Annotated in this window: 9 protein-coding genes; 6 read left to right on the forward strand and 3 right to left on the reverse strand. The window is 68.4% G+C overall.

What is annotated here, in order from left to right:
* Positions 1-112 precede the first annotated feature (112 nt).
* Together AC1RVW_RS25440 and AC1RVW_RS25445 are read right to left on the reverse strand one after the other, a co-directional pair.
* Positions 113-1,378, reverse strand: coding sequence for a branched-chain amino acid ABC transporter substrate-binding protein (locus AC1RVW_RS25440; RefSeq protein ID WP_493203346.1), 1,266 nt, complete (start codon positions 1,376-1,378; stop codon positions 113-115).
* Between the two features lie 25 nt (positions 1,379-1,403).
* On the reverse strand, positions 1,404-2,096 hold the full coding sequence (locus AC1RVW_RS25445) for a TetR/AcrR family transcriptional regulator (protein WP_081269811.1): 693 nt from the start codon (positions 2,094-2,096) through the stop codon (positions 1,404-1,406).
* Positions 2,097-2,181: 85 nt separating this feature from the next.
* Here AC1RVW_RS25445 and AC1RVW_RS25450 point away from each other — a divergent pair, with 85 nt between their 5' ends.
* From AC1RVW_RS25450 to AC1RVW_RS25465, 4 genes are all read left to right on the forward strand, one after another.
* Positions 2,182-3,795, forward strand: a complete 1,614-nt coding sequence (locus AC1RVW_RS25450; RefSeq protein WP_493203348.1) for an AMP-binding protein — start codon at positions 2,182-2,184, stop codon at positions 3,793-3,795.
* A gap of 13 nt (positions 3,796-3,808) precedes the next feature.
* Positions 3,809-7,102, forward strand: a complete 3,294-nt coding sequence (locus AC1RVW_RS25455) for a carboxyl transferase domain-containing protein (RefSeq protein WP_493203370.1) — start codon at positions 3,809-3,811, stop codon at positions 7,100-7,102.
* Between the two features lie 122 nt (positions 7,103-7,224).
* Entirely contained in the window at positions 7,225-8,490 is a 1,266-nt protein-coding gene (locus AC1RVW_RS25460; RefSeq protein ID WP_493203349.1) for an SGNH/GDSL hydrolase family protein, read from the forward strand.
* A 125-nt stretch (positions 8,491-8,615) separates the two neighbouring features.
* On the forward strand, positions 8,616-8,990 hold the full coding sequence (locus AC1RVW_RS25465) for a YXWGXW repeat-containing protein (RefSeq protein ID WP_081269814.1): 375 nt from the start codon (positions 8,616-8,618) through the stop codon (positions 8,988-8,990).
* A gap of 1 nt (position 8,991) precedes the next feature.
* Here AC1RVW_RS25465 and purU read toward each other — a convergent pair whose 3' ends face one another.
* The gene (purU, locus tag AC1RVW_RS25470; RefSeq protein WP_081269815.1) at positions 8,992-9,858 is read right to left on the reverse strand and encodes a formyltetrahydrofolate deformylase; all 867 of its coding nucleotides are present in this window, start codon (positions 9,856-9,858) and stop codon (positions 8,992-8,994) included.
* 70 nt (positions 9,859-9,928) lie between these two features.
* On the opposite strand from purU, the gene aptA reads away from it, so the two are divergent.
* Positions 9,929-11,263 (forward strand): omega-aminotransferase AptA, encoded by a 1,335-nt coding sequence (gene aptA, locus AC1RVW_RS25475; protein ID WP_081269816.1) that lies wholly within the window; start codon positions 9,929-9,931, stop codon positions 11,261-11,263.
* A 276-nt stretch (positions 11,264-11,539) separates the two neighbouring features.
* Positions 11,540-12,121: a hypothetical protein gene (locus AC1RVW_RS25480; protein WP_493203351.1), complete on the forward strand. Its 582-nt coding sequence runs from the start codon at positions 11,540-11,542 to the stop codon at positions 12,119-12,121.
* Positions 12,122-12,132: the final 11 nt, after the last annotated feature.

The following is a 12,132-nucleotide window of genomic DNA, read 5'->3' on the forward strand; positions in this document are numbered from 1 at the left end:
GTGCTCCCCGCAGCGAAATAAAGGAGGAGGGGCGCAGCCCCGGGGGACATTCGCGGAGGGGAGTACCCGGTGGCCTGCGCACACGCCCTGAACCTGAAGCCACTGGGAAGAGTCAGGGCCGAACCATCTTGCACTCAGTACCCTGAGCCAGCTCGTTCCCGGTATAGACCGCGTCAGTTCGGAATCCGTAGTTGGTGCCCTCCCAGCCCACCTTCACGGCCTTGCCGTCCACCGGCGCAATGGTGTTGACCACCTGCGGCAGCAGCAACTGATGGTCTTCGCCGCGCATGCGCACCGGTCCCACCACCGAATCGAAAGTCAGGTCTTCGAGTGCATGCGCCACCTTCACCGTGTCCGTGGAGCCTGCCTTGTTGATCGCCGCGGCCAGCAGGCGCGGCGTCATGTCGATGCGCGGCGCCAGGAAGTCCTTGCCCGTCTTGGCCTTGTAGGCCCTGGCCAGCGCGTCCACCTTCGGCGTGTCGGCCTCGCCCGGATGCCATTCGGCCACCCACGTCAACTGCCCCAGCTTCGCCTGCGACACCGCGGTCACCGTCCCCGGCACCGAACCCGCGCTGTGGTTGAAGTAACGCAGGTTGTAGCCCGCGTCGCCCGCGGCCTTCAGCAGCAGCGTCATGTCCTGGCCCCAGTTGCCGGTGATGACCGAGTCGGCTCCGCTCTGCTTCACGTTGGCGATGTACGGCGCGAAGTCCTTCACCCGGCCGATGGGGTGCAGCGTCTCGCCGACGAACTGGATGTCGGGCCGCGCGAGGCCCACCATCTGGCGGCCATAGCTGGCCCACTGCTTGCCGTGCGCATAGTCCTGGTTCAGCAGATAGACCTTCTTCACGTCGGGCGTCTTCTTGATGTAGTTGGCCAGCGCCTTCATCTTCATCGCCGTGTTCGCTTCGGTCTGGAAGTGCCAGAAGCTGCAGGCCTTGCCCGTCATCTCCGGGTCGATGGAGGAATGGTTCAGCACGATCAGCTCCTTGCCCGGGTTGCGCTGGTTCCAGCGCGCCACCGACTGCACCAGCGCCGTGACCACCGACGAGCCCGAGCCGCCCGTCACGATCGCCTTCGCACCCTGGTCGATGGCCGCCTGCAGCGCGCTCTGGCTTTCCTGCGCCGACAGCTTGCTGTCGAACTGCAGCAGCTGCAGCTTCGTGCCGCCGAGCACGCCGCCCTTGGCGTTGATGTCCTCGATGGCGTACTGCGTGTGCATCAGCATCAGCTCGCCGACATTGGCGAAGGGGCCCGAGAGCGGGTCGATGTAGGCGATCTTGTAGGTCTGCTGCTGCTGCTGTTGGGCATGCGCAGCGCCCGCGATGCAAAGCACAGAGGCAAGGGCGATCCGCGCCAATGGCGCACGGTTGAACTTCATGGTCTGTCTCCGGAGGTTGTTGTCGTCAGGTCTTCGTTCGCAGCCCGATCACGCGGCTGGCCAGCCTGGTGAGCTCGGCCACCACCTCGTCGGGCGACAGGCGTCCGCCCGGCCGGTACCAGCTGTACAGAAAGCCCGGCAGGCTGCAGGCCGCGAGCGCGGTGATCTTGGTCTCGGTGAAGTCGAGGTCGCCGTCGCGCCGCGCTTCTTCGAGCAGCGGGCACAGCAGGTCGTAGAAGTGATGCGCGAGCTTCTTCTGCGCGGCGAGGTATTCGGGCCGGTACACCTGCGGCTCGCGGTAGGCGAAGAAGGCGGCCGGGTGATGCGTGATGGTCGCGCGGATCAGCCGCTCGATGCCTTCGAGCACCTTCTCGCTGGCGCGTCGCGGGTCGGTGGCCGCGAAGTCGAGCGCGGTGAAGCAGTCGACCGCCGGGGCCCACGAGAGCGTCTCGAAGATCTCCTGCTTGTCGCGGAAATAGTAGTACACGAAAGGCTTGGTCACGCCCAGCGCGCGAACGATCTGCGCCATGGTCGTGTTGGCGTAGCCCTGCGCCGCGAACAGCTGCGCCGCCGCCTGCAGGATGCGCTCGCGCTGCAGGTCGGTGCCTTGCGTGGCGGCGCGCTGCCGGCCGGTGCCCTGCGGCAGGTGCGGCTGCGTGGTCGTTGTCTCGCTCTGGTCTCCAGAGGGTTTTTGCCGTGTCGCGGAAGTTATACCCATGGGTAGGATTGTTCGTGCACCATGCGGCATTGGCAAGCGCCCGCCCTGCATGGGCGGCTATCGATAACCCTGAGAAAGTGACGCCATGGAGACATTGCCCGACCGCCCCCAGCAGCCCCTGCACGAGTACCTGCGCACCCACGCGCGCGAGCGCGGAACGAGCCCCGCGTGCATCTGGTACGGCCACGCCATGAGCTGGGCCGAGCTCGACCGCGCGAGCGATGCCTTCGCGGCGCGGCTGCAGGCCCTGGGCGTGAAGAAGGGCGAGCCGGTGGTGCTGTTCCTCAACAACTGCCCGCAGTACCTGGTCGCGCACTTCGGCATCCAGAAGATCGGCGCCATCGTCTGCCCAAGCGGCCCGCTCAATAAGGAGCACGAACTGGCCTACCAGGTCAACGACCTGAAGGCGCGGGTGATCGTCGCGGCCGCGCCGCTGCTGCCGGTGGTGCGCAAGGTGCAGCCTGAAAGCGCGCTCGAACATGTGTTCGTGGTGCACTACGCCGACCTGCTGCCCGCGCAGCCCTCGCTCGACCTGCCGGCCGAACTGGCCGCCGAGCACGACGCAGCGCGCACCGTGCCCGAGGGCTGCGAAGACTTCCTCGCCGTGATGAAGGCCGACGCCAGGCCGCACCCCGTGGCCATCGACATGGACGACGTGGCGCTCATGACCTACACCTCGGGCACGACGGGCCTGCCGAAGGGCGCGATGCTCACTTACGCCAACGCGCTCTTCAAGACGCGCGCGGCGGCCGACTGCAACGGCGTGGGGCCGGCCGACGTGCTGCTGTCCATCGCGCCGCTGTATCACATCGCCGGCATGCTGATGGGCGTGAACGTGCCGGTGCTCAGCGGCGCGGCCTCGGTGCTGCTGCACCGCTTCGACCCGCGCACCGTGCTGCAGGCCATCGCCGCGTACAAGGTGAGCTGGTGGTACAGCATCGCGCCGATGAACGTCGCCTGCATGCAGGTGCCGGACATCGCGGCCTTCGACCTGGGCAGCCTGAAGATGAACCCGGTAACCAGCTTCGGCATCACCTTCACCGAGCCGCTCGCGCAGCAGTGGCGCTCGCATGCGCCCAACTGCACCTCGTTCGAAGCCGCCTACGGCCTGAGCGAGACCCACACCTGCGACACCTACACGCCGCACCATGCGCCGCGCTGGGGCACGCAGGGCATCGCGGTGCCGGGCGTGACCATCCGCATCATCGACACCGAGACCCAGGCCGACATGCCGGTGGGCGAAGTCGGCGAGATCGTGCTGACCAGCAAGGGCTCGTTCAAGGGCTACTGGAACAAGCCCGAGGCCACCGCCGCCACGCTGCGCAACGGCTGGGTGCACACCGGCGACATGGGCAAGCTCGACGCCGACGGCTACCTCACTTTCATCGGCCGCTTCAAGGAAATGATCAAGGTCTCGGGCTACAGCGTGTTCCCCGAAGAGGTCGAGACCATCCTCATCAAGCATCCGGCAGTGGCGCAGGCGGCGGTCATCGCGCAGCCCGATGCGGAGAAGGGCGAGGTCGTGAAGGCCTTCATCGTGCGCAAGCCCGGCGCCGCGCTGGAGGCCGACGCGCTCGTGGCCTGGGCGCGCGACAACATGGCGAGCTACAAGGCGCCGCGCGCCGTGAGCTTCATCGACGCACTGCCGACCACCGGCGCCGGCAAGGTGCTGCGCCGGCTGCTCAAAGACAAAAGCTGAGAGGTTTCGTTTGCTGTTCTCCAAAGTTCTGATTGCCAACCGCGGCGAGATCGCCGTGCGGCTGGTGCGCGCGCTGCGCGACCTGGACATCGCCAGCGTGGCGGTGCATGCGCGCGACGACGCGGCGGCGCTGCACGCGCAACTGGCCGACGTGGCGGTGGCGCTCGATGCCACCGGGCCCGCCGCCTATCTCGATGTCGCGGCGCTGATCTCGGTGGCGAGGGCGCAGGGTTGCGATGCGGTGCATCCCGGCTACGGCTTCCTCAGCGAGCGCGCCGACTTCGCGCAGGCCTGCGCGGACGCCGGCCTGGTCTTCATCGGCCCCACGCCGGAGCAGCTGGGCCTGTTCGGCGACAAGGCACGCGCGCGCGCGCTGGCCACGCAGTGCGACGTGCCGGTGATGCCCGGCAGCGCCGGCGCCGTGACGCTCGCGCAGGCGCAGGCCTTCTTCGCCGAGCAGCATGCGCAGGGCGCGGGCGTGATGGTCAAGGCCATCGGCGGCGGCGGCGGCCGGGGCATGCGCGCGGTGCTTGACGCGCAGGAGCTGCCGCAGGCGCACGCGCGCTGCATGTCGGAGGCCAAGGCCGCCTTCGGCATCGAGGGCGTGTATGTGGAGCGGCTGATGCGCAACGCGCGGCACATTGAGGTGCAGGTGCTGGGCGACGGCAAGGATGTGGCCAGCCTCGGCGAGCGCGAATGCACGCTGCAGCGGCGCTTCCAGAAGCTGGTGGAAATCGCGCCCAGCCCATCGCTGCCCGAAGCCTTGCGCGCACAGGTCACGCAGGCCGCGTTGCGCATGGCCAGGACGGTCGGCTATCGCGGGCTCGGCACCTTCGAATTCCTGGTCGACGTGGAGTCGTCGACGCTGCCCTTCGTCTTCATCGAGGCCAATCCGCGCCTACAGGTCGAGCACACGGTGACGGAGGCGGTCACGGGGCTGGACCTCGTGCAACTGCAGATTTCGGTGGCGGCGGGCGAGCCCCTCCGCGCACTGGGCGTGGAGGCCGATCGCACGGCGGCGCAGCGCGGTTTTTCGGTGCAGTGGCGCATCAATGCGGAGACGCTCGATGCGCAGGGCAATGCGCGGCCTTCCGGCGGCACGCTGGCTCGCTTCGACCTGCCCGCGGGGCCGGGCGTGCGCGTCGACACGCACGGCTATGCGGGGCTCGCGCCTTCGCCGCACTACGACACGCTGCTCGCGAAGCTGATCGTGCATTCGCCATCGCCGCGATTCGCGGATGCGCTGCGGCGCTCGCTGCGCGCGCTGGACGAATGCCACATCGAAGGCATCGCCACCAACCTGTCGCTGCTGCGTGCCATTGCCGCGCGGCCCGAGTTCGCGACGCAGGCGGTGCACACACGTTTCGTCGAGGCGCACCTGGGCGACCTGCTTGCTGCTTCGGCGTTGCTTGAGAAGAAGGCAAGGAAGACCGCTGCCGCGCCTGCAGCCGAAGCCGCCATCGCGGACGACGGCTCGGACGAACTCACGGTGAAGGCGCCGATGCCCGCGCGCCTCGTGCAGTTCGAAGTCGCCGTGGGCGACGTGCTGCCGGCTGGCGCGCAGCTCGGCGTGCTCGAAGCGATGAAGATGGAGCATCTGCTGCACGCGCCCATGGCGGGCCGCGTGGTCGCGTTGCTGGCCGCGCCAGGCGACTACCTCGTCGAAGGCCAGTCGCTGGTGCAGCTCGAAGCCGTCGATGCGCAGGCCGTGGAAGCCGAGGCGCGCGCCGAGCACGATCTCGATGCCATCCGCCCCGACCTGCAGAAGGTCATCGACCGCCATGCGCCCACGCTGGACGTCAACCGCCAGGCCGCAGTCGGCAAGCGCCATGCGCAGGGCGGCCGCACCGCGCGCGAGAACATCGCGGACCTGTGCGACACCGCGTCCGACCCCGGCAACTTCATCGAGTACGGCGCGCTCGCCATCGCCGCGCAGACGCGCCGCCGCACGCTGGAAGACCTGATCGCCAACACGCCGGCCGACGGCATGGTCACCGGCCTGGGCAGCGTCAACGCGAAGCAGTTCGGCGCCGAGGCATCGCGCTGCGCGGTGCTGGCCTACGACTACACCGTGCTGGCCGGCACGCAGGGCATGCGCAACCACCACAAGACCGACCGGCTGCTGGCGGTGGCGCACCAGCTGAAGCTGCCGGTCGTGCTGTTCGCCGAAGGCGGCGGCGGGCGCCCGGGCGACACCGACATGCCGATCGTGGCCGGCCTGAACAACCACACCTTCAGCCAGTTCGCGGCGCTGTCGGGCAAGGTGCCGGTGGTCGGCATCGTGCATGGCCGCTGCTTCGCGGGCAACGCGGCATTGCTGGGCTGCGCCGACGTGATCATCGCCACCAGGGGCAGCAACATCGGCATGAGCGGCCCCGCCATGATCGAAGGCGGCGGTCTCGGCACCTTCGCGCCCGAGCAGATCGGGCCGAGCAGTGTGCAGTCGCGCAATGGCGTGATCGACATCCTGGTGGACGACGAGGCGGCGGCCGTGGCGGCGGCGAAGCAATATCTCTCGTACTTCCAGGGCCCGACCTCCGACTGGCAGTGCGCCGACCCGCGCACGCTGCGCCACGTGGTGCCCGAGAACCGCCTGCGCGTGTACGACGTGCGCGCCGCCATGCGCGGCGTGGCCGACACCGGCTCGCTGCTCGAACTGCGCGCGGGTTTCGGCGCCGGTGTGGTCACCGCGCTGGCACGCATCGAGGGCAGGCCGGTGGGCCTGATGGCCAACAACCCGCATCACCTGGGCGGCGCGATCGACGTCGAGGCGGCCGACAAGTCCGCGCGCTTCATGCAGCTGTGCAATGCGCACGGGCTTCCGATTGTTTCGTTGTGCGACACGCCCGGCTTCATGGTCGGCCCCGAAATCGAGGCGCAGGCGCAGGTGCGGCACGTGTGCCGCATGTTCATGGTGGCCTCGCATCTGCGCGTGCCGTTCTTCGCGGTGGTGCTGCGCAAGGGCTACGGCCTGGGCGCGCAGGCGATGACGGCGGGCGGCTTCGATGCGCCGGTCTTCACCGTGGCCTGGCCGACCGGCGAGTTCGGCGCAATGGGGCTGGAAGGCGCCGTGCGGCTGGGTTTCCGCAAGGAACTGGCCGCCGTGCCGGAAGGCGACGAGCGCGATGCACTGTTCAAGAAGCTCGTGGCGCAGCAGTACGCCAACGGCGAGGCGATCCACATGGCGCAGACCCTGGAGATCGACGCGGTGATCGATCCGGCGGACACGCGCACCTGGCTGGTGCGCGGGCTGGATTCGGCCGCGGGGCGCCACGAGGCCGTCTCGCCCTACGTGGACACCTGGTAACCGCGCGCTAGACCTCGTAACGACCGGGGTAAAGGCGGCTCCGTAAACTGGGCGGCTTTGCGCGCATGGAATTGATTTCACGTTGGCGGGCCCGGTTCTGCGCGGGCGCTGCAACGCATTGGATGGTCGCATGGCTCCTTGCCGCGGTGGGTGCCGGCGTGTGGGCATTGCCATCCGCCGGCCAGCCGCCCCGGCAGCCCGCCGAGGCCCATTGGGTCGCCAGCTGGGCGGCGGCGCCCATGGAGTTCAGCGAGCTCATGGCGAACCCCACCACCGCACCGCTGGCAGGGCCCGGCAAGCACGTGTTTCGCGGCCAGACGCTGCGCCAGCTGGTGCAGCCCGCGCTGGACGGAAGCCGCGTGCGCGTGCGCTTCTCCAACCGCTTCGGCAAGGCGCCGCTGCGCATCGCCGCGGCGAGCGTGGGGCTGGTCACGGGCGGGAACGCGGTGTCTCCGGCCACGCTGGGCCCGCTGCGCTTCGGCGGCCGCGGCAGCCTCACCATCGCGCCGGGCGCGGACGCCTGGAGCGACGGCATCGACCTGAAGGCCGAGGCCGGCCAGACCCTGGCGGTGAGCACCTACCTCGACCAGCCGACGCCCTTCGCGACCATCCACCAGAACGGCCAGGGCACGAGCTGGGTCGTCCCTGGCAACGCCACCGGGACGGCCAAACTGCAAGGCGCGGCGCCGCTGGCGCTCAATCACATCGTGACCGGCCTCGACGTGATGACGAGCCAGCCGGCGCGCATCGTGGTGGCCTTCGGCGACTCCATCACGGCGGGCGGCAACGACGCCAGCGGCGGTTCCTACCCCGTCATGCTGGCCACGCGGCTGCGCGACAGCCCGCAGGTGCCGGCCGGGCTGTCGGTGATCAACATGGGCATCGGCGGCAACCGGCTGCTGCTCGACAGCTCGGGGCCCAGCGGCATGTCGCGCTTCGCGAAGGACGTGCTGGCGCAAAGCGGCGTGACGCACGTGATCGTGCTGATGGGCACCAACGACATCGGCCGCGCAGCCTTCGCCGGCGTGCCGGGGTTCCCGCACATCGCGTCAGAGGCGCCCACTGCCGAGCGCATCACCGAAGGCCTCGAGCAGCTCATCAAGCAGGCGCGCGCCAAGGGCGTGAAGCTGATGATCGGCACCGTGCCGCCGTTCCGGAACACGCCCTACTGGACGCAGGCGACCGAGGCCATGCGCGGCGCGGTCAACACCTGGATCCGCGGCCGGCAGGACGTGGACGGCGTGATCGATTTCGACGCCGTCCTGCGCGACCCCGCCGATCCGCTCGCGCTGAACCCGAAGTACGACAGCGGCGACCACCTGCACCCGAACAAGGCCGGGCATGCGGCGATGGCTTCGGCCGTCGACCTGAAGGAACTGAGGGAGTGAATGTGCGCGATTGCCCCGGGAGAATCGCGAAACAGCTCTACATAAGACTTCGTGTCCCGCTTACAGGCGGTTCACATGAGCCCGGCAGCATGAAGGCTCTTCCAACTACTCATGAGGAGTCCTTCATGAAAAAAATCGCATTGGCTCTTTCCATCGGTACGGCTTCGCTTCTGTCCGTGGGCGCTCTGACCGTTCCCACCGCCGCGCAGGCGCAACCCGTGGTCACCGTCCAGGTGGCGCCGCCTCCGCCGCGCTTCGAGCGCGTGCCGCCGCCGCGCCGCGGTTTCGTCTGGGCGCCGGGGCACTATGAATGGCGTGGCGGCCGCCATGTGTGGGTGCGCGGCAACTGGGTGCGCGCCCGTCCGGGCTATGCGTACCGTGCGCCTGAATGGCGCCAGGACGGCGGCCGCTGGGTGTACAACGCCGGCCGCTGGGACCGCGACGGCGACGGGGTGCCCAACCGCTACGACCGCCGCCCGAACAATCCCTACAGGAACTGACCTAGCGGAAGACGACGGTGCGGTGGCCGTTCAGCAGCACCCGGTGCTCGCTGTGCCACTTCACCGCGCGGGCCAGCACCTGGCTCTCGGTGTCGCGGCCGCGCGCCGTCAGGTCTTCCACGGTGTCGGTGTGGTCGGCGCGGGCCACGTCCTGCTCGATGATCGGGCCTTCGTCCAGGTCGGCCGTCACGTAGTGGGCGGTGGCGCCGATCAGCTTCACGCCGCGGTCGTGCGCCTGGTAGTAGGGCTTGGCGCCCTTGAAGCTGGGCAGGAACGAATGGTGGATGTTGATCGCGCGGCCGGCCAGGCTGCGGCACAGGTCGTTGCTCAGGATCTGCATGTAGCGCGCCAGCACCACCAGCTCGGCGCCCTCGGACTCGATGATTTCCAGCTGCTTCGCCTCGGCCTGGGCCTTGGTGGCGGCCGTCACCGGGATGTGGTGGAACGGCACGTTGTAGCTGGCGGCCAGCTGGTAGAAGTCGCGGTGGTTCGAGATGATGGCGCGCACGTCGATGGCGAGCAGGCCGCTCTTCCAGCGGAACAGCAGGTCGTTGAGGCAATGGCCTTCCTTGCTGACCAGCAGCACGGTCTTCATCGGCTCGGCGGCGGCGTGCAGCTGCAGCGTCATGCCGAAGCCGGCGGCGAAGGTCTTCAGCTCTTCGCGCAGCGTGGCTTCGCTGTGGTCGCCGCAGGCGAAGCGCACGCGCATGAAGAACAGGCCGGTGCCGTGGTCGTTGTACTGGGCTGCCTCTTCGATGTTGGCGCCACGCTCGAGCAGAAAGCCCGAGACGGCGTGCACGATGCCTGTCCGGTCGGGGCAGGAGAGGTTCAGGATGTAGGCGGGCGAGGTAGGCGTAGAGGTCGTCATCTGGGTGGAATTGTCGCAGGGGTGCCAGAATCGCGATTTTCCCCGACCCCATAACCCGCAGGAGCGAGACATGGCCTTCCAGGACTTCAACATGGACAACCAGTGGTTGCCCTTCACCCCCAACCGTCATTTCCGCAAGGATCCGCGCGTTTTCGTGGCGGCCGACGGCATGGAATTCACCACCCACGACGGCAAGAAGGTGATCGACGGCATCTCGTCGCTGTGGTGCGTGGGCGCGGGCCACAACAGGAAGCCGATCAACGAGGCGATCAAGAAGCAGCTCGACACGCTCGACTACGCCACCGCCTTCCAGGTCAGCAACGACAGGGCCTTCAAGGCGGCCGAGATGATCGCCTCGCTGGCGCCCGGCGACCTCAACAAGGTGCTGTTCTGCAACTCGGGCTCCGAAGCCGCCGACACCTCCATGAAGGTGGCGCTGGCCTACCACCGCGCGCGCGGCGAAGGCCACCGCAACGTGTTCATCGGCCGCGAGAAGGGCTACCACGGCGTGGGCTTCGGCGGCATGTCGGTGGGCGGCATCCCGGGCAACCGCAAGGTGTTCGGCTCGGCCTTCCTGCCGCGCGTGGACCACATGCGCTTCATCCATGATCCGGTGAACCACGCCTACATCCACAACGAGGAGCCGGTGTGGGCCGAAGACCCGCTGGTCGAGCTCGAGACCCGCATCCTGCCGCTGCACGACCCGAGCAACGTGGCCGCGATCATCGTGGAGCCCGTGGCAGGTTCGGCCGGCTGGTACCTGCCGCCCAAGGGCTACCTCCAGCGCCTGCGCGAGATCTGCGACAAGCACGGCATCCTGCTGATCTTCGACGAGGTCATCACCGGCTTCGGCCGCATGGGCACCAACTTCGCGTCGGACTATTTCGGCGTGGTGCCCGACATGCTGAACTTCGCCAAGTGCGTGACCAACGGCGTCATTCCGCTGGGCGGCGTGATCTGCCGCGACAAGCTCTACGACGCGATGATGAAGACCGACGCGCCCGAGCACGTGGTCGAGTTCTTCCACGGCTATACCTACTCGGGCCACCCGGTGGCCTGCGCCGCGGCCATCGCCACGCTCGACCTGTTCAAGCAGGAGAACCTGTTCGCGCGCGCAGGCGAAATGGGCAAGGTGCTGGGCGATGCCTTCCACAGCACATTCAAGGGCCTGCCGAACGTCATCAGCATCCGCAGCCTCGGCCTGGCCGCGGCGGTGGAGCTGGCGCCCATCGCGGGCACGCCGGGCAAGCGCGCCTATGAAATCTTCCTGGACTGCTTCCACAAGGGCGCGCTGGTGCGCCCCGCCGGCGACGTGCTGGTGATCGCGCCGCCGTACATCGTGGAGAAGTCGCACATCGACACGCTCGTGAACACGCTCGCAGATTCGATCAAGGCTCACGCCTGAGGTCTGCCCGCACACGCCGCCGCGGCACCGCGGCGGCGTGACCTCCTCGCTGGCCACCCGTCCTCTTCCTTCGCGGCAACACCCGCGATGCACACGAAGAACCCACGGATAACGGTGGCCGGCAGCACCGGCGAAGGCATGGGTTTGTTCCCGCCACTTCTACCGGTTCTCGGGATACCGGCTGTTTCCTGCCGTCCCTAGCATCCCTCCTCGCAGAACGCCGACCGCGAATCCAATGACGGATTCAAGGCGTGCGAATTCCAGAGAGGAGCAGTCATGCAGCGCGTCTTTTTCCATGCCGGTCTCGTCGAGGCCGGCTGTCGCCGCCGTCGGGTCCCGAGGCTGATCGCACTGGCGTTCGCGGCCTGCGGCTGCGCGTCTTCTTTCATGGCGCTGGCCAACAACGTCGGCGAGAACGCCGCGTGGCAATTCCAGTCGAGCGCCGACAAGGTCAACCAGGCCGCGGTGCAGGACATGATCCGCAAGCAGAAGAGCGGCTACTACGCCGCTCCGGTCTACAACACGACCATCGGCCGGCAATACAACTGCAACGTCTCGGCCACCTCGACCGGCAACGACGGCAACAACAGCACGGTCGCGAATTCGCCGTCGAACGCGGGAGCGAATTCGAGTGCCTCGGGCAATGACAGCCGCACCGGCGTGGGCACGCTCGGCGGCGCGACGGTGGGCACCTCGCAGGCCAACAGCGGCGCGGTGGGCTCGGCCGTCGTCGGCGGCACCAGCACGCAGGTGCAGGGCGCGGCCAACCAGGCGCTGAACTCGGCACAGGGCAACGCCGGCGCGCAGACCGCCAGCGTGGGCGGCAGCTCGGCATGCGCGTTCGGGGTGCTCAATTGAAAACCGGGGCA

Source organism: Variovorax sp. MPBD4-3 (genome assembly GCF_058809745.1).